Genomic DNA, 18,432 nt, shown 5'->3' with positions numbered 1-18,432 from the left:
TTGATCCTTAAACCAGCTTTTTAGAGAGCAAATAAAAGATTTGGTTGTTCCAGAAGCTCTTTTACATGAACAAGAAAGCCTACGGCTTCTTTTCCGTCTATAATCCGATGATCATAACTCATAGCCACATACATCATATCGGCTATAACGATCGCGTCCTCTTTAACCACAGGACGTTTTTCTATCTTATGCATTCCAAGAATCCCCACCTGAGGAGGATTAATAATGGGTGTCGATAGAAGAGATCCGTAGACCCCTCCGTTGGTAATGGTAAAGCTCCCTCCTTCTAACTCATGAATCGCAAGTTTCCCCTCTCGAGCCCGAGACGCTAAATCTGCAAGCTGTACTTCAATTTCTCCACAGGACAACTGGTCACAATGACGCAGCACAGGAACCACTAATCCCCTATCCGTTCCTACAGCAATAGAAATATCGTAATAATGTCTGTAAACAATTTCATTTCCCTCAATATAGGCATTCACTCGGGGATATTTTTTTAAAGCTTCTACTACGGCCTTAATGAAGAAAGACATAAATCCGAGCTTCACTCCGTATTTGGCAACGAACGCCTCTTGCTGCTCTTTACGCAAAGCAATGACAGGTCCCATGTATACTTCATTAAACGTAGTTAACATGGCAGATTCGTGCAAAGATTGAACTAATCTACGAGAAATTGTCTTTCGAATAGCGCTCATGGTCTCTCGAGTTTCTCTATTATCAGAAAAGGACCGTTGGGCATCTTTCAAAGGAACAAAAGTTTTCCCTTCCGCAGGAGGATCCTGCCGTACCGATGAAGGAAAAGAGATGATTTGCGCATCGCTCTCTTGTTCTACCAAGCTAAATGGCATCTGCTCATGAATAGATAAGGTATCTTGACTCTCCGCTTCAAAAATAGTACCAACAACACTGCCAACTGCTACCGTATCGCCTACAGAAATATTCCACTCTACTCTTCCTGAACAGGGAGCGTAGATCAACTGATTCACCTTATCGCTTTCTATCTCTAAAATCCCTTGATTCTCTTGCACGAAATCTCCGGATGCCACCAAAAGTGAAGCTATTGAGACCTCACTAATAGATTCTGCAATATTTGGAATACGAACCTCTGTACTCATGCTCTACTCTCTACCTATAGAAAACAAAGTTTCCATTAATGTGGATAATTCCTTCTGACTCAAACTTGCCGATCCCGTTGCTGTAGAACTACTCCTAGGACGACAAACGCACTGCAATTTACTGGGGAAAATTTCATCAGTGGCTAAAGAAAAATAACTAAAAATCCCCATATTTTGGGGCTCTTCTTGCAACCACACATAATGTTTAACTTGCGGATACTTACCGATTAGAGCTAATAAATCTTCCAAATACAACGGATACAGACTTTCTACCCGAATACATGCAAACATATGCTCACACTCTTTGGGTAACGAGGCTCGGTAGTCGTAATAAATTTTACCGCTGCAGAACACTAGAACACTTGCAAGATAATTCGGACTAGGTTCCTCAAGAAAAGGTTTAAATCCCCCTTTAACGCCGAATTCTTCAATGGAGCTTACACACTGAGGATGTCTCAGCAACATTTTAGGAGAAAACACAATAAGCGGAAGAGATAGGTCTCGTTTTGTATGCTCTCTAAGAATACGAAAATACTGCACAGGGGTGGAGGGAAGCACTACCTGAAAATTCCAGTCGGAAGCGAGCTGGAGGTAACGCTCGATACGAGCGGACGAATGCTCCGGTCCCTGCCCCTCATAGCCATGAGGAAGTAAAACCACCACATCAGAATGCAAATCCCATTTTTGAATACCAGAAGAAATATACTGATCAAAAATAATCTGCGCGCCGTTAGAAAAATCCCCAAACTGCGCTTCCCAAATGACTAAAGTTTTTTCAGCTTGTTGCGCATAACCATATTCAAACCCCAAAACCGCATATTCAGATAAAGGAGAGTTGTATAATTCCACTCTTCCCTGACTCGAAGAAAGATGATACAACGGAGAGAACGTATCCCCTGTTCGAGTGTCTGTCCAAACGAGTTGTCTTTGGCTAAAGGTTCCTCGAACAGAATCTTGGCCAGATAAACGTAAAGAAAAGCCCTCTTGCAATAAAGAGGCAAACGCGACCTCTTCTGCCATTCCCCAATCATAACCAATATCCCCATTAGCCATGCTCATCCGCTTATTCAATAGAGACTGGATCTTAGGATGTGGCGTGAAATGCTCTGGAATATCACAAAGCTTAGCGCTCACATCGAATAACGTATCTTTGTCCAAAGAAGCATCTACGTTATCCACTAAGAGCTCTCCTGCTGCCATACGCGAGCAATGCATACAAGCTTTGGCATCGAGTTGGTCAATACGCAGATCTTTTAGAGAAGCAAATTCTTGGGTTAAAACTTGCGCGATTTCTTCATCAATTTGATCTAGCTCGTGAGAGGAAATCATCCACTCCGGATGAGCAAGTAAGGTTTCTCTAAACAATAAAGAAACAGGCTTTTTCTTCTTAATTTCTTCATAAAGAAAAGGCGCCGTAACGGAGGGATCATCGCTTTCATTATGCCCGTATTTTCGATAGCAGCATAGGTCAATAATCACATCACAGTGGAAACGCTCGCGAACACGCATAGCGTACTCCACAGCCTGTAAACTAGCCAAAACATCTTCACCATTCACCCTAAATACAGGAATGCCCATCATCTTAGCGATGTCTGTGCAATAAGGAGTGGAACGAGATTCTCGAGGCTGCGCGGTAAATCCTATCTGGTTGTTCACTACGATATGCAACGTTCCTTCTGTCGAATAGCCAGGAATCCCGCTCAATTGGAAGGTTTCGTAAACAACTCCTTGGCCAGATAAAGCAGCATCCCCATGCATCAAAACCGCTAAACAGGATTGTTCCTTCCCTGATTCTCCTTGACGCTGAATCGCAGCTACAGCGCCTTCTACAACGGGATCCACCGCTTCCAAATGACTGGGATTTGGCAATAAAGCCATCATCACATTCTGCTTTGGTCTATTAGCAACGTATCCTTTGTGATACTTCACATCACCAACAGACTGAATCCCTCTCATTAAAGGAGCATCTTCAAACTCCAAGAAAATTTGCCGATAAGGTTTACCAAAAATGTTTGCTAAAACATTTAGTCGCCCACGATGCGGCATCCCCATCACATAACGATTCGTTCCTTGCTGAGCCCCAACAGCAATCAGATGCTCTAACATAGGAATCAAACACTCTCCCCCTTCTAAAGAAAAGCGTTTTTGGCCAGTAAATTTTACCTGCAAAAATTCTTCAAAAGCCACAGCTCTTTTGAGTTCTCGATACCGAGATAGCAGCTCCTCTTTCGTCAAAACCGTCTTCTCTCCCTCCATAAGCTGCCAAATATACTCTTGAATTTCAGGAGAGCAGTTCAGGGTTTCAACCGCAATACTACGACAGTATTTGTCCTTTAATACCTGAATGAAATCTGCAATACGAACAAACGGCTGAGAAAGTAATCCCAAAGAAGGGATCTCCTCCTGTAAATCAAACCCTCGAACTTTCTCCGTAACTAAAGGAGATGCCTCTACAGAAGTTATTGGGGAGATTTGTCCCTGCAGGTACCCGTAATGACGGTATATCATCAAAAGACTTTGCGCTTTCTTCTCTTGTAGAGCCGCAACAACTTGCTCGTTAGTATCCGCTGTTGACCCACCATCAACCTTCCCAACCTGATAACCTTCAAAAAAATATTTCCAAGAAGCGTCTATGGGCTCTTGTTTCTCAAACCGCTCAAATAAAGATTCTATCCAATCGATATCCGATGCATATACGTGCTTAGCAAAATCTGAGTCCATAAGACGAATCTATTTATTGAAGGTGATACTTTTAGAAGCCTCTCCATAACAAAATTTTTATTTTTCAAAAAAAGCAAACTTTGCTTTTTTTTGAGTATCGAGTACCCTGGCCTCCTGACTTCTTGCAAGAGCTAGCAAAGCTTGGCTTAGCAGTTGCACTAATACTTCAGAACGAGTATTTTGTTTGCCAAAATCTCTCCTGATCTATTTGTTTATACCTGCTCACTTTTTGCCCTTCAGAGCAAAAGATGCAGTTACCCTTGGTAAGAAGCAAGTACATTGGCTTTCAGGGGGTTTCCTATTTCAATCATAGTACGGGACTATTTACGAATGAAAAGTGAGCGTTTAAAAAAATTAGAATCAGAGCTTCAAGACCTTACTCAGTGGATGCAACTCGGGCTTGTTCCCAAAAAAGAAATTGAGAGACATCAAGAGGAAATCCGCCTTTTAGAAAGTAAAATCTTGGAAGAGAAAGAGCGCTTGCAACTTCTTAAAGAAAACGGAGAAATCAAAGAATACGTAACTCCCCGCAGAAGTCCTACCAAAACCATTTACCCAGACGGCCCTAGCGTTTCAGATGTAGAATTTGTGGAATCTTCGGATACAGAAGTCGATCTTGATACTAGCGATACGATTGAGATTGACTTAGGTGACGAGGGCAGAGAAGACATCGGAAACGAGCTAGATTACTCCAGCGAAGACGATGAAGATCCTTTTAGCGATCGCAACCGTTGGCGCAGAGGGGGCATCATGGATCCAGATGCGAATGAATGGTAAGATTCCCTTAGCTCTTTACATACACATTCCTTTTTGCTCGAAAAAGTGTCACTACTGTAGTTTTTATACTATCCCGTACAAGGAAGAGCTTATTCGCTCTTACTGCGAGGCGGTTATCAAAGAGGGGCTAAAAAAGCTAGCTCCTCTGCGCTGTTCCCACTATGTTGATACCGTATTTTTTGGAGGAGGCACTCCCTCGTTAGTCCCACCAGCCTTCATTCAAGATATCCTCACAGCATTAGAAGTTCAAACAGCGACAGAAATCACTCTTGAGGCAAATCCAGAAAATCTATCTGAGAAATATATTCAAGATCTCGCCCAAACAGCAGTTAACAGGATCAGCATCGGTGTGCAGACGTTTAACGATCCTTTACTCCGATTGCTTGGCCGCACCCATTCTTCTTCTAAAGCAACTGAAGCCTTCTTGCTCTGCTCTCAATATGGTTTTTCTAATCTATCAGCAGACCTAATTTACGGGCTTCCTACGCAATCGATTAGCGATTTTATTGTTGACCTTCAACAGGCCATCGCTCTCCCCATCCAGCACATCTCGGTCTATAATCTTACCGTAGACCCCCATACCTCTTTTTACAAGCATCGTAAACGCATTCTGCCTTCCATAGCAGATGACGACGCTCTAGCAGAGATGGCCCTGACCGCTGAAAGACTGTTAGAAAGTCATGGATTTGCCCGCTATGAACTTGCCTCTTATGCAAAAAATCACGCAGCCTCTAAACATAATACCTACTACTGGACAGATCAGCCGTTTTTAGGATTAGGAGTCTCGGCCTCACAATATCTTCACGGAATTCGTTCTAAAAATTTTTCCCGAATTTCCCATTATCTAAGAGCTGCACATCACCATCAGCCTACTGCAGAGTCCATGGAAGAACTCCCTCCAAGCGAACGTATCAAGGAGGCTTTAGCCTTGCGTCTTCGCCTCTGCGATCCTATTCCTTTTGGAATGTTTCCCCAAGAGCTTGTTGATGAAATGTTAACAAATCCAACTATACGCTCTCTATTTACCGTAAATAACCAAGCATTTTCATTGAATCAACGCGGACGGCTTTTTCATGATTCTATAGCAGAAGAAATCATGAGTTCTTCTTTTTCATTTTAAAAATAAAAACTAATCGATATTAAAAACTAATAAACTAATCGGTTAATTTTTAATTGAAAAATGAAAAAAACAAAAAAATTACAAAAAATTATTGCATCTACAGTTTTTCAACGGAATACTCCCGCCGATGCGCTATTGAGCGTCGGCTCGCAACAAGTTGCTTCATTCACCAAGCTCAGTTTTCCTAACCCAGCAAAATTAACTGGGGTCGCCACTCCCACTCGAGATACTGATGTGGTTCCTTTACAATATCTCCAAACGCACTATCTATCTAAAAACGATCCTAATCCCGGATACCTTCCTGTTCAAGGAGGAAGTATGACCGGAAACATTAATATGGGAACGCACTCTATCTTTAATTTGAAACAACCTGAAGCCCCAAATATCCAACTACCACAAGACTCAGAAAAACCCACGGATCCTCGCGAAGACGCCGGTTTTAAAGACAAACCAGCTGCTGAACAAGACCAAGAGATCGCGGCGTACAACACAAAATTAGCTGCGTATCAAAAGAAAATCGATGATTACAATGCCGCCTGGCAAGCTTTTTACTCCGAAGCTGCCACAGTAAAATATGTGCAAAACATCGTCAAAGAAATCACTAGCAACAAAGATCTAGACACAGCAATTACGTCTGCCACAAAAGTAGAAGAGAAAATTGACTTAGCCCATAAAACCCTGGGAATTGAGATCACGCAAAATCCTGATGCCCCAGATCCTACGACTATTTCGAATACCGGAGCAAATACAACAACGCCCTCTACTGGACCTACAGATCCAGACGCGCCATCCTATGAAAATCTTCCCTCCATTATTAAAAGTTCTCTGTTTGTGCTAACGCAATCCGACAATACTCTCAAAGGAGATCTGAAAATGACCAACGCTCAGATCTCTAATATCAAAACTCCTGCAGATAACGGAGAAGAGAATCACGCCGCAAATGTTGAGTACCTTAATAAACAACTGAAGCAACCTAAACGAGCCTTTGTCTCTAATACGCTCCCCACTTCTAGCTCTAACTCTAGCTCTAGCTCGATTGCACTTAACAGCGGACACATTCCTTGGATCAGCGCACCCAGTGGGTCCCAGACTACAGAACCCGATTTTAAAAGCTCTCTTGCCGATCAATGCCTGCAAGCCACACAAGAGAACCTCGAAATCAAAACCCCAGGACTCCTTGTCTTATCTGTAAGGGGCACCTGGAATGCTACTAATTCAGGAGGAGGCAGTGGAACTGCACAAACTCCAGATACTTTCCCTATAAGTCTAACTGTTACACCAGACCCTACATCAAGCGGATCGGGTTCCTCTGGAAGTTCAACAACAACGGCAGCCACGCTGACACTCCCTCTGAAACTTCATTCCGGAGAGTCTGTAATGTTACAACTTCCCATTACAACACCTTCCAAAGTGAAAATTGAAACCAACACCCAATCTGGAAGCGGTGGAGGCGGGAGCACACCTGCTCAAACAGCCCTATCTTCCTGGTCCTGGGAAGCTGCGCTGTTTCCGACAGATGTTACTCCTGTAACACCACCACCAACTCCAACACCACCATCACCGGCTCCAGCTCCAGCCCCAGCTCCAGCTCCTTAAGAAAGGTTTTGATTTAAAGGCTGAGCCCTTAAATCAAAATCTGTTTTAAATAAAAACAACATGAAAAATTCAGAAAATAAAGATTACAAAACTAAAATCATGAGCTATAAAAAAAACAACACTTCTTCCTCCCTTTGGAACAATAGCAGAGTGGTTACCAAGGTCTTGTTGAACGTTAGCGAGACTGGTATTGAATCCACTCCTGGAATCATCAAAAATGCCAAAAAGATTACCCAATCCGCAGCCCCTACGGATCCTTCTGATGCAGTCACGCTTAAATATCTAAAAGATAATTACACAAAGGAAACTGATACTAACCCAGGTTTTTTAGCTACGACCGGGGGAACGATGACAGGAAGCATTGATATGCAGGGAAACAATATTACAAACCTTGCTATGTACAAAAATGGTCAACAAAATCCCGTGGATCACTCCGCGATCACTATCAACTACGTAAATGAGCAGGCCGACGCCATCAAAACGAATAACAAAATTACAAACGCCGTAACCAAGTTATCGGATATCGATACGCAGGTAGCAACGTTAAACCAACTGTTAGGTATTACGGATGATCCCGAAGCCGACAACACGACGGCTGAATTTTTGAAAACAAGCGGAGGAACGGTATACGGAAATATCGATATGAGCCAAAATACCGTATCCGATCTCGGGACCCCAACAAATCAAGATACCAAAAGCGCTATCAATGTGGAGTTCGTACAAGCAAAAATCACCTCTCCTCAAATGGCCTTTCTAAAAAACAATGACACAAAGCTCTCCCATGTTGTTTCAGAATACTTTGACTGGCTACAAGATCCCAATCCCGTAGTCGAGAATCCTGCTCCAGATCCTTCTCAACCAAATGCAGGGACGTCTTCTACAACCAACCCCTCGAATAATTCACCATCCCCATCTACTAGAGTAACTACCTCCATCCAAAAATATGCAGCCACATCTTCTGGAGCAACAACACCAGATCCAGATCCCGTTACACCAAATACGACGTTTTCAGAAACATCCCCTTTATGGGAGGAATTCTTTTCCTTTTCAGACAGTTCCCGATCCGCAATGGTTGTTCAAAAAACAGGACTCCTGACCTTTTCTATGCAAGGCTCCTGGGAGCATCCGACCCTATCCACAAACTCTACCCCAGGATCCGGATCACCCCAACCTCCAATTCAACCTACAACTCCAACCCCAACTCAAGACCCAATTTCTTTAGAGCTGACTGTTACCGCCCCACCAGCCCCAGGCACCACTACAACGCCCCCCTCTACACCAACAACAACAGTCCCCGACACTATTACAAAAAAATTTACGCTATCCTCGGGACAATCTTGTACCCTACAGATCCCTGTGCAGGCCGTAGGCTCTATATTAAAACTGAAGTACGTCAACCCCAATAAAGGCTACAACGATAGCCTAAACAATCAGGGAAATGGAGGCGCAACAGCCGCTCCCACTTCCGGGAACTCGACGACGACAACCCCTCCCGCTTCCGGGAACTCGACGACGACAACCCCTCCCGCTTCCGGGAACCCGACGACGACACCCGATCCAACACAGCCCGATCCAACACCTGTAGGAATTACCTTAAAATCTTTCGCTTGGTCTTTAGTATTAACACCTGGAGAAATCGAAAAGACAGCGTCTTCTACACAACCTCCAGCACAGCCTTAATTGGTTTTTAAATGAAAAGAAGAAAAGTTAAGGGAGAGAACCTCCCTTAACTTCTGGGAATTAATATCCAGCTCCCATATAAGAAATCGCCACATAACTCTTAGAAGCAGTAGCAGGATTTGCTCCAGTATCGCCACTAGTTAATGCCATTGCTAGCGTATACTCTGAAGATGCTTGTTCTCCTGGAACTAAAATGTACGAACTCCCCGTAACAGTCTGCCCATCCGAAGAGCCTTTGATAGAGAACACTGTCACAGGAGCTGCTGTCTGTGATCCAGTTCCTCCAGGTGTTGCTGTTGTTGTTTTTGGTTTTGCTGTGAGGGTCCCTGTACAAGTAACCGCTTCATTTTGTGTTGGAGAAAACTCGTAAGCAAATGTTACAAGATAGATCCCTCGTCTCAACAAAGAATAGGTACCATTCCCCTTTGTGATGTAATTGTCGGCATTGGTAGATTTAACAGGATTTTGTGCACTCCCTGCACCCGTATTATCAATCAAGTAAGGCACTTCTTGTCCTGTCCACTCTGGAAAAGTAGCTTTTGTTGTCCCTGTTCCTGCCCCAGCTCCTGCTCCCGCTCCTGATCCCGAAGAGCTTCCTGAGGAAGTGCTATTTTGTAAATCCTTCAGTATGGTTTTAAGGTCTGAGACTGTAATAATTTTTTGCAATTTTTCTTTGGGCGTGGCCGTTCCTACAACCCCTACCTCTCCAGATTTTAGATTTTTTATTGTGGGCTCGGGATCTGTAGGCAAAGCTCCCTGTTTTTGCTCAAGGCGCAAGGTTCCTGTCATCGCGTTCTCAGCGCTTAACAAAAGCCATTTAGCATCTTTTGGTGTCTGAAGTGTTACAGAAGAAGTTTGCCCACCAGGCTGAGAGTTCTCTTTAGGGCTACCCAAATCTTTAAGCAGCAGCTCCAAGCTACCCTCCGCACTTCCTGCATACTTAGTGATTTTATCAATCAAACTTTTTATACGATCGCCATAATCCCCCAGCACATCCTTGACTATCCCGGTCGATGCCGCGTAATCATTCCCGAGATAACCAGCCCCTCCCCAGGAGGAAGGAAGACCTTTGATAGTATTTCCCCCATTTCCCCCCGGGGTGGTTCCCATATTGATATCTCCCACCATCATTCCTCCAGAAGTCGGAAGGAACAATCCAGCTATCGATTTGGAACCTTTTTGCAAATAACCATCGAGTTGCGACAGCACAATCACATCCTGATCGTCTTTCCCTTCAGCTACCTGTCGCACCTGCTGGTTCTTGGCATTCAGATTGACATGGACTGTGGTGACCATGTCATCAACACCAGGAGTTACGCCAGCACCAGGAGTTGCGCCAGGCTGTGACGGTTCACATTCCAGCAACATTTTGATAACGGGAGCTTGGGGTTGGGTTGGCGGGACGGCAGCAGTTTTTTTATGAATTCTAATTTTTTTGTTCACGCTTCGCCTTTTAATTAATTAAATTCTAAATTTCTTTTAATTAGAAAAAATTTAATTAACAAACAAAACAAAAAGCGCAACTAAAAAGAAGTAATAAATAGAAAAATAGCCGGAACTTTTTTCAAGCGCTCACAAACCTCTTCTCTATCTGCCGCCTGGTTCCAGGAGGCCACGCTTCGCGTAGAAACATATTCCTGCTCTCCCATCAAATCCACAGCAACACAAAGCTCCCCATGGCCGGGAAGCTGATCCAACAAAGCTTCAAATGTGTACTGATTACGATAAGGCGTCTCTATACAAATATGTGTATGCGCCTTTCCTGAGCATCCGCGTACATAACGAGCCCTCTCTTTAGGATTCTGAGGGAGATAGCCGTGGAACGTGAAATTTTGTCCAGGTAGTCCGGAAAGCATTAACGCTTGTGTAATTGAACAAGGCCCAGACACAGCTCGAATCGTAATCCCTAACGACCGAGCTCTCCGCACAAGCTTTGCACCAGGATCCGCAATGCAGGGCAAGCCTGCATCAGAAATAACTCCCCAAGACTCCTGTTTTTTTATGATGGGCTCTAAGTAAAAATCACAAGCCTTAACAGAAGTATCACTTTTACTCATTACGGCAAGAGGAAACTTATGTGGCTCCTCAAGCTTACACAAGCTTAAAAATAACCGACCACCACGCACGCTTTCCACTATTAATCCCTGGATAGCATTCCGGACAATATCTCCTACAGAAGCAGGAAGGTCCTCTACTCTTTTACTACCTAAAGTATTGGGAAGAAGATAGAGCGTCATAAATAAAAGTTATTCTAAATAATCAAAAGAGAATCTATTCTAAAGAATACCCGCGAAAAAATACACAGCGAAAATTTTTAATTAAATCTACAATCTACCTACCATTGTTTCTAAAGAAAGCAGAGCATCTTGCCAGTTATTCTTAATCAAACTTTCCACGTGAAAAAATACATTCAGACCATTTAAAAGAGTCGTCTCTCCTGCCGCCAAAAAAATCTGCATCTTGCGGTCTTTCGACTGCCCTGCTATTGCTCGCAGCCCAGATAGATACTGATTACGCAAAAAATTGAGAATAGCTAAAGGATCCTCTCCCAAATCAACTACCAAAGCCTGTATCAAACTTTGCGCTGTTGTATGCTCTTTACGAAGCAGAGCATCCCGGAGCTTCCATAAGGAAACGGCTTCTTTTTTTTCTATAAAAGATTGAACATCTGCCGCTTCTAAACACTCTTTGTCCCCAATTTGGCAAAGCAATTTTTGGAACTCGCTAAACATCTCAAAAACTCCTGCCTGAGGAAACTTACTTACAAAAAGCTTAGCAACTCCTAAAGAACAAGAAAGCTGTGCCTCCTCGGCGCGTTTAACTAATACCTGCGCTATACGAGAGTCTCGTTCAGCAAAATACTCACCAAAAAGGGACAGACACAGGGCCTGTGAAAGCTTAGGGGAAAAAGAGGAGAAGAACTCAGCTTTATTGATAAAAAGAAACAAAGTAAGCTGTGGGTTGGGCCGCTGCGAGTAATTTACAATAAACTCCTGTAGCGAAGGGCTCATCTTCTCTGCTTGATAAATGCCAATCGTTTCTTTAGAAGCAAACAAACCAAAGTTATCGGTCCAAGACAAAAGCTCTTGTTGTGTTAAACGCTGCCCATCAAGCAAACGCTTCTTTTCAGAGACATAGAGCTCTAAAAAAATGTCCTTATCCTCAAACACTGAGGAGCCCACCACCACAATTCCAAAACGCTGGTCTTCAAGACGTTGAACAAAGTCTTTCACAGACTTTACATAGACACTCTTCTGGCCGCTTTCCATAAGCAATCGTACACACTTAACTCGCAGGAAAAAATCCTTTTCTTCGAGATTCTATCTCCATAAGACATTTCAACTCAGCCAATAAATAAAAAAAAACCGGGAAAAAAGATTTTTTTCCCGGCTACTTTCAAAAGAAAACCTGATAGCGATAACTATCTAGCAACAAGCTTCATTAATTGCTGACGCCAACTATGAGCTGTACGCGTACGGTTGTGATGAGTTTTTCTTTTAGCAGCTGACGCACAAATTTTTGCACCAGAAGCAGCTACACGTCCGCAAGCTGCAGTGTGTTTATGTTTTTTCATACAAACTCCAGCTTTTGCCGCGACAGCAGCTTTTTTTGTTGAGGAAGTTCTTTTAGCTACAGGCTTACGAGCTGCTACCGTTTTCTTAGCCTCTGTTTTACGAGCTACAGTCTTCTTGGCTGCAACTTTTCTTACGGGAGCTTTTTTAGCAGCCGTTGCTTTCTTAGCTACAGGCTTACGAGCTGCTACCGTTTTCTTAGCCTCTGTTTTACGAGCTACAGTCTTCTTGGCTGCAACTTTTCTTACGGGAGCTTTTTTAGCAGCCGTCTTCTTAGCGGCAGGCTTGCGTACTATAGTCTTTTTTGCAGCCGTCTTTCTTGTGCTGCGTTTCTTTTGTACTCCCAACATGTTCATTCCCCTAATTAGACAGGTAACTACTACTTATTTGATCTATCGACAGGAAGAATGAAAAACTTTAATAAAAAAGGTTAGTTTTTAACTTTTTATTAAAAACTAACCCGAACAATTTGTTTTTAACGAATCTAAACAACAACTATTTAGACAAAAACTTTTCCATATAATAAATTAAACAACGCACGCCAAATCCTGTTGCATATTTCGGATAAGGAAGCTCCTCTTTTTCATGATAAGCAGTACCTGCAATATCCAAATGAGCCCATGCTACAGGACTATTCTCGAGAAAACGTTGTAAAAACAAAGCCGCGGTAATGGATCCTGCCCGGTTGCTTCCTATGTTTTTCATATCTGCAATATCCGAGTGCAAGGCTTGATCATACTTGTCGACCAGAGGCATTCTCCAAAGAGCTTCTCCAGTCTCCGCGGAAGCCTCCGCCAGATCCCTAGCTAAAACATCATTATTCGCAAAGAATCCTGTTACAGACTCTCCCAAAGAAACCACCATAGCCCCTGTCAAGGTAGCAAAATCAATGATCCGCGTAGGATTACAATACTTCAAAGCATAGGAAATGGCATCCGCTAGAATCAGTCTCCCCTCAGCGTCTGTACTGCCAATCTCTACAGAGAGACCAGACATTCCGGTATACACATCCCCCATCTTATAAGCCGCAGATCCAATAGCATTTTCGGTAGCAGGGATAATTCCCGTTACATTAATGGGAAGTTCTAAAGAAGCCAACGCAGAAAAAATACCCAGGACAGTGGCAGCTCCTGCCATGTCTTCCTTCATAGTAATCATTGCCTTGCCAGGCTTCAAATCTAATCCCCCAGAGTCAAATGTCACTCCCTTACCAATGAGTACGGTTCTATCTTTCGATTTAGGTTTGCCCTGATAATCTAAGACAATAAACCGCGGCTCAACAGCTGCTCCTTTGGCAACAGCCGCCAACAACCCCATTTTCTCTTTTAATATGGCTTTCCTATCGAGAATCTTGACGTCCAAACTAGCAAACTCTCCCGCCAATCCTTTGGCAACAGCCGCAAGTTTCTCTGGAGTTACCTCATCAGCATTGGTATTCACTAAGTCTCGAGTTAAATACACTCCTTCAAATAAACGCTCTTCTCTTCTAAAGATTTTATCTCCTACTTTAGGAACAATGCCTACTACAGTGACTTTTTCCAAGAGAGGTAAAGAGACATCTACTTTATGGTAGGTCGGATAGTTATAGTTAAGAGAGAGGACTCCTGCAGCTAAATTAGTCAAAAACTCTTCTACGGGAAAACGCAACTGAGAAATTGTGGGCAGCAAAATATTTACTGTTTTACACTTAGCTTTTCGCAATACGGTAGTAACCTGGGCATAGGCATCCAAAATGGAAGCCCCGGAAACCTCTTCGCTCTTTCCTAATCCTAAAAGAACAATTTTCTGCTCTTTGGTTTTATCATTTCCAAAAAGAAAAACGGTTTCTCCTTTCTTCCCAGAAAAATTTTGTAACGCAGTTTGATAGACAAGTTTATAGTCCTCGTCAACAACCGCAGCCTCCTGAGCCTTAACGCCCTTCATCCAAAAAGGAAGAACAAGGGCCTCTGCTTTTGATCGTTTATCCCAACTCGCCTGAGAATAGAGTAACACCACAATAACCTCTTTGTTGAATCGATTGAGTCAAAATTAAGCACCGTCAGAACGCGTTTTGCACATTTCCGTCTCAAGCTGGCGGTCTGACCAAACAATTTCCTTGGAAGAGAAAGTCAGAAAAGCAAAACGACTCAGCTCTCATCTCTACATTATTCCGAGATGAAAAAAAGGACTATAGGAAAGAGTGGGCTTTTTAGCAAACATGCTATGCAGTCTTGTCTCTAAGCAGCCCCCAAAAACCAAACATTTTGATGTTTTACCAAGGAAAAGGCCCCCTTCAGAAAAAGCTCTGCTTCCTAAAATGAGGCCTCTAGGACAATTAGAAAGGAACGTCTTCGCTAGCGTATTGCTGATCTTCTCCAAATCCAGCATAGACTTCCTTATCGAGAGCTGAATCTGTATCTAAACTTTCCCCATCAAACCCAATGGAGACATTGTCATTGGATCGTTGACGGTTCTCTTCCGAGCCTTTACCTTCGGGACGCGACGATCCAGAATTAAATTTCAACGTATCCACACTTACAGAAATAGAAGCTTGTGGAGTCCCATCTCTACCTACATAACTTTCCAAAGAGAGCTCTCCAGCAACAATCACCGAAGAGCCTTTTTTCAAATAGGGAAGCATTTTATCGTAACGATTGTTCCAGATATTACATCTGCACCATACTGTTTCATCTCTGGATCCCACACGAGACTTCACGCCTAAACGCAAAACAACAACTCGTTTACCTCCAGACGTCATTCTTTCTTCAGGATCGGCAGCTAAAAATCCTACCAGATATCCGAACAACATAAAAACCTTCCTTGTCTATAAAACTTCCTATGAGGCTACCCTACTCAAAATGCAAGGTGTTCTTCCAGAACCTCTTTATCATCAGAGAAGACTGTACACTAGGACTGGTTTTTTCGTGAACACAAGTATTCTCTATAGGGTGTTGCGGAAAATGACTAAAAAAAATATCCTGTGACAATTGTCCCCTCGTTGGATCTACAGCAACTAAAAGGTCTTTTAGCGTGCGTTCCATGCATAACAGAACGAAGGGAACGAGCTTGCGCCTTCTCATTTTTTGCCAGCTAAAAAGCACTAGGACTGTCAAGAAACTTGAGCAAGGATGTCGCACCCCGCGACCGAGGAAGCCTTGCTAACAACAAGTTATCTTGTCGCGGCCCTAATCATTTACTAACAAACCTGCTTATGCTAGGTTTAAAAAAAACAGTACGAAGGAGATTCCCTCATGTCCAGGCAGAATGCTGAGGAAAATCTAAAAAATTTTGCTAAAGAGCTTAAACTCCCCGACGTAGCCTTCGATCAGAATAATACGTGCATTCTGTTTGTTGATGGAGAGTTTTCTCTTCACCTGACCTACGAAGAACACTCTGATCGCCTTTACGTTTATGCACCTCTTCTTGATGGGCTGCCAGATAATCCCCAGAGGAAGTTGGCTCTGTATGAAAAATTGTTGGAAGGCTCTATGCTCGGAGGCCAAATGGCTGGTGGAGGGGTTGGAGTTGCCACCAAGGAACAGTTGATCTTAATGCACTGCGTGTTAGACATGAAATATGCAGAGACCAACTTATTGAAAGCTTTTGCGCAACTCTTCATTGAAACCGTTGTGAAATGGCGAACTGTTTGTTCTGATATCAGCGCAGGACGAGAGCCTACCGTTGATACCATGCCACAAATGCCTCAAGGGGGAAGCGGGGGAATTCAACCGCCTCCAACAGGAATTCGTGCGTAATTTTTGCTTTCATGTAACAAAAGGAAGAGAAGAAACTCTTCCTTTTGTGCATTAAAATCCCCCTCTCTTCTTTCACCTGATTTTCGCGCTTTGGTTTTTATGGAGTCTTTGTCGGTTCATTCCACCACCCCACTTCCTCTAGGAGCGCACAGGCTCTCCGCAAATCGCTACCGATTCTCTCTATTTGCCTCTCAGGCTCGACAGGTCATCCTAGTACTGTTAGATCCTTCTTCTGTAATCCATGAAATTCCGCTTTCTTCTACCGATCACCGAACCGGGGCTATCTGGCACATCGAAATTTCAGGAATTTCGAGTGAGTGGTCGTATGCTTACAAGCTTCACCAGGCAGACTCTTTCCATAAAAATTTTTCTACAAACGCCTACATTGCGGATCCTTACTCTAAAAACATTTATTCTCCGCAACTTTTTGGATCTCCTAAGCGAGATAAAGATTACGCGTTTAGCTACTTAAAACAAGAAGATTTTGACTGGGAAGGCGATCGCCCTTTACGTCTTCCTAAAGAAAACTATTTTATTTACGAGATGCATGTTCGATCTTTCACTCAAGACCCCTCTTCTCGAACCTCTCATCCGGGAACATTTCTTGGCATCATCGAAAAGATAGATCATCTCAAACAACTCGGCGTTAACGCTGTCGAATTACTTCCTATTTTTGAATTTGACGAAACCGTCCATCCCTTTAAAAATAAAGATTTCCCTCACCTATGTAACTATTGGGGGTATTCTTCTGTTAACTTTTTCTGTCCTTCTCGCCGTTACACTTATGGAGCAGATCCTTGCGCTCCTGCACGAGAATTCAAAACCCTTGTAAAAACATTACATCGTGCAGGAATAGAGGTTATCTTAGATGTGGTCTTCAACCATACAGGATTCGAAGGAACTAGTTGCCCTCTCCCATGGATAGATCTAGAATCCTACTATATGCTTAATGACCGCGGAGACCTGCTTAATTTTTCTGGTTGCGGGAATACCGTAAACACCAATACTCCCACAGCGCTTAAATGGATTCTCGATGCGCTGCGTTACTGGGTGAAAGAAATGCATGTGGATGGATTTCGTTTTGATTTAGCCTCGGTCTTCTCTAGAGACTCGCAGGGAGTCCCTCATCCTTTAACCCCTATTCTGCAAGCGATATCATCAGATTCCATTTTATCAGAAACCAAGCTCATTGCTGAACCGTGGGATGCGGGAGGACTCTATCAACTAGGTCACTTCCCTTCTATATCAACTAGATGGAGTGAGTGGAATGGTTGTTATCGAGATCACGTGAAAGCCTTTCTTAACGGAGATCCTCATCAAGTCAGTTCTTTCGCCACTCGAATATCCGGGTCTCGTGATATCTATCCCAACGGAAACCCTACGAATTCTATTAACTATATCTGTTCTCATGACGGATTCACCCTCTATGATACCGTCTCTTACAATGATAAACATAATGAAGAGAATGGAGAGCATAATCTTGATGGCACCTCTGCAAATTACAGCTATAATTTTGGCCATGAAGGAGAAACTTCTGACCCAGACATTTGCCAGCTACGTGAACGCCAAATAAAAAATTTCTTTCTCGCTCTTTTTTTATCTCAGGGAATTCCTATGATAAAATCTGGGGATGAATACGGGCATACTGCGTATGGGAATAATAATCACTGGTGTTTGGATACAAAAATCAATCATTTCCTTTGGGACCGCTTAACGGAAAGGAAAGAATTGTTTTCTTTTCTATGCCAAGTCATTTCTTTACGAAAAGCCCACGCTGAATTATTCAATACGAATTTTTTGTCAGAAGAGACTGTAACCTGGTTAAATGCGAAAGGCTCTCCTAGAGAATGGACGCCAGACCACTATCTAGCCTTTGAATTGAAACATCCCAACTATAGCCTATTTATCGCCTTCTATAGTGGGAATGAGCGCATTGAAATTGCTCTGCCTAAATTAAGAAAAGAACACCTGGCTTACGAGAAAATTGTAGATAGTACAACAGGGTTCTTTTCTCAGATCCTATCTCCTAAACTTGTACTGGAACCTTACAGCTCTTTAGTGGCTATCAGTAGAAAAAAGAAATCTTTCGATCTTCCTTAACAAGATAGAACCTTCAA

Annotated in this window: 14 protein-coding genes; 6 read left to right on the top strand and 8 right to left on the bottom strand. The window is 43.0% G+C overall.

All coding sequences use genetic code 11. The annotated features are described in order from the left end of the window. Positions 1 to 20: 20 nt before the first annotated feature. Together sucB and B6E89_RS00285 are read right to left on the bottom strand one after the other, a co-directional pair. The gene (gene sucB, locus B6E89_RS00290) at positions 21 to 1,115 is read right to left on the bottom strand and encodes a dihydrolipoyllysine-residue succinyltransferase (protein ID WP_035405548.1); all 1,095 of its coding nucleotides are present in this window, start codon (positions 1,113 to 1,115) and stop codon (positions 21 to 23) included. Positions 1,116 to 1,118: 3 nt separating this feature from the next. After that, positions 1,119 to 3,836: a 2-oxoglutarate dehydrogenase E1 component gene (locus tag B6E89_RS00285; RefSeq protein ID WP_080132810.1), complete on the bottom strand. Its 2,718-nt coding sequence runs from the start codon at positions 3,834 to 3,836 to the stop codon at positions 1,119 to 1,121. Between the two features lie 330 nt (positions 3,837 to 4,166). On the opposite strand from B6E89_RS00285, the gene B6E89_RS00280 reads away from it, so the two are divergent. From B6E89_RS00280 to B6E89_RS00265, 4 genes are all read left to right on the top strand, one after another. Further along, positions 4,167 to 4,613, top strand: coding sequence for a hypothetical protein (locus B6E89_RS00280; protein WP_035405544.1), 447 nt, complete (start codon positions 4,167 to 4,169; stop codon positions 4,611 to 4,613). Continuing rightward, positions 4,603 to 5,733 carry a radical SAM family heme chaperone HemW gene (gene hemW, locus B6E89_RS00275; RefSeq protein WP_080123472.1) on the top strand — a complete coding sequence of 377 codons (1,131 nt, stop codon included), beginning with the start codon at positions 4,603 to 4,605 and terminating at the stop codon, positions 5,731 to 5,733. The genes B6E89_RS00280 and hemW overlap by 11 nt, the downstream gene beginning before the upstream one ends. 60 nt (positions 5,734 to 5,793) lie before the next feature. Next, positions 5,794 to 7,329, top strand: a complete 1,536-nt coding sequence (locus B6E89_RS00270; RefSeq protein WP_080132809.1) for a hypothetical protein — start codon at positions 5,794 to 5,796, stop codon at positions 7,327 to 7,329. Between the two features lie 99 nt (positions 7,330 to 7,428). After that, positions 7,429 to 9,009 (top strand): hypothetical protein, encoded by a 1,581-nt coding sequence (locus B6E89_RS00265; RefSeq protein ID WP_080133247.1) that lies wholly within the window; start codon positions 7,429 to 7,431, stop codon positions 9,007 to 9,009. A gap of 60 nt (positions 9,010 to 9,069) precedes the next feature. On the opposite strand, the gene B6E89_RS04935 is transcribed toward B6E89_RS00265, so the two are convergent. From B6E89_RS04935 to B6E89_RS00235, 6 genes are all read right to left on the bottom strand, one after another. Further along, positions 9,070 to 10,452, bottom strand: coding sequence for a hypothetical protein (locus B6E89_RS04935; RefSeq protein WP_080132808.1), 1,383 nt, complete (start codon positions 10,450 to 10,452; stop codon positions 9,070 to 9,072). 80 nt (positions 10,453 to 10,532) lie between these two features. Continuing rightward, complete coding sequence (locus B6E89_RS00255) at positions 10,533 to 11,246, bottom strand: SAM-dependent methyltransferase (RefSeq protein WP_080129269.1); 714 nt, start codon at positions 11,244 to 11,246, stop codon at positions 10,533 to 10,535. An 87-nt stretch (positions 11,247 to 11,333) separates the two neighbouring features. After that, positions 11,334 to 12,278: a DNA polymerase III subunit delta gene (locus B6E89_RS00250; RefSeq protein WP_080132807.1), complete on the bottom strand. Its 945-nt coding sequence runs from the start codon at positions 12,276 to 12,278 to the stop codon at positions 11,334 to 11,336. Between the two features lie 152 nt (positions 12,279 to 12,430). Then, positions 12,431 to 12,931 carry a histone H1-like DNA-binding protein Hc2 gene (hctB, locus tag B6E89_RS00245; protein WP_080132806.1) on the bottom strand — a complete coding sequence of 167 codons (501 nt, stop codon included), beginning with the start codon at positions 12,929 to 12,931 and terminating at the stop codon, positions 12,431 to 12,433. A gap of 145 nt (positions 12,932 to 13,076) precedes the next feature. Then, a complete protein-coding gene (locus B6E89_RS00240) occupies positions 13,077 to 14,576 on the bottom strand; it encodes a leucyl aminopeptidase (protein WP_080121085.1) in 1,500 nt (499 codons plus the stop codon). Between the two features lie 319 nt (positions 14,577 to 14,895). Next, the gene (locus tag B6E89_RS00235; protein WP_035405525.1) at positions 14,896 to 15,369 is read right to left on the bottom strand and encodes a single-stranded DNA-binding protein; all 474 of its coding nucleotides are present in this window, start codon (positions 15,367 to 15,369) and stop codon (positions 14,896 to 14,898) included. A 442-nt stretch (positions 15,370 to 15,811) separates the two neighbouring features. On the opposite strand from B6E89_RS00235, the gene B6E89_RS00225 reads away from it, so the two are divergent. Next, positions 15,812 to 16,315, top strand: coding sequence for a type III secretion chaperone Slc1 (locus tag B6E89_RS00225; protein WP_035405522.1), 504 nt, complete (start codon positions 15,812 to 15,814; stop codon positions 16,313 to 16,315). 99 nt (positions 16,316 to 16,414) lie between these two features. Beyond that, a complete protein-coding gene (locus B6E89_RS00220) occupies positions 16,415 to 18,415 on the top strand; it encodes a glycogen debranching protein (RefSeq protein ID WP_080133246.1) in 2,001 nt (666 codons plus the stop codon). Positions 18,416 to 18,432: the final 17 nt, after the last annotated feature.

The sequence above is a fragment of the Chlamydia suis genome (genome assembly GCF_900169085.1).
GTDB lineage: Bacteria > Chlamydiota > Chlamydiia > Chlamydiales > Chlamydiaceae > Chlamydia > Chlamydia suis.
This window is presented reverse-complemented; position numbering and strand designations above follow the sequence as displayed.

What these genes read in the sequence shown, in the direction of transcription:
- sucB (WP_035405548.1), bottom strand. Translation starts at nt 1,115, where the DNA reads ATGAGTACAGAGGTTCGTATTCCAAATATTGCAGAATCTATTAGTGAG.
- hemW (WP_080123472.1), top strand. Translation starts at nt 4,603, where the DNA reads ATGAATGGTAAGATTCCCTTAGCTCTTTACATACACATTCCTTTTTGC.
- B6E89_RS00280 (WP_035405544.1), top strand. Translation starts at nt 4,167, where the DNA reads ATGAAAAGTGAGCGTTTAAAAAAATTAGAATCAGAGCTTCAAGACCTT.
- B6E89_RS00270 (WP_080132809.1), top strand. Translation starts at nt 5,794, where the DNA reads ATGAAAAAAACAAAAAAATTACAAAAAATTATTGCATCTACAGTTTTT.
- B6E89_RS00250 (WP_080132807.1), bottom strand. Translation starts at nt 12,278, where the DNA reads ATGGAAAGCGGCCAGAAGAGTGTCTATGTAAAGTCTGTGAAAGACTTT.
- hctB (WP_080132806.1), bottom strand. Translation starts at nt 12,931, where the DNA reads ATGTTGGGAGTACAAAAGAAACGCAGCACAAGAAAGACGGCTGCAAAA.
- B6E89_RS00255 (WP_080129269.1), bottom strand. Translation starts at nt 11,246, where the DNA reads ATGACGCTCTATCTTCTTCCCAATACTTTAGGTAGTAAAAGAGTAGAG.
- B6E89_RS00265 (WP_080133247.1), top strand. Translation starts at nt 7,429, where the DNA reads ATGAGCTATAAAAAAAACAACACTTCTTCCTCCCTTTGGAACAATAGC.
- B6E89_RS00220 (WP_080133246.1), top strand. Translation starts at nt 16,415, where the DNA reads ATGGAGTCTTTGTCGGTTCATTCCACCACCCCACTTCCTCTAGGAGCG.
- B6E89_RS00225 (WP_035405522.1), top strand. Translation starts at nt 15,812, where the DNA reads ATGTCCAGGCAGAATGCTGAGGAAAATCTAAAAAATTTTGCTAAAGAG.
- B6E89_RS00235 (WP_035405525.1), bottom strand. Translation starts at nt 15,369, where the DNA reads ATGTTGTTCGGATATCTGGTAGGATTTTTAGCTGCCGATCCTGAAGAA.
- B6E89_RS00285 (WP_080132810.1), bottom strand. Translation starts at nt 3,836, where the DNA reads ATGGACTCAGATTTTGCTAAGCACGTATATGCATCGGATATCGATTGG.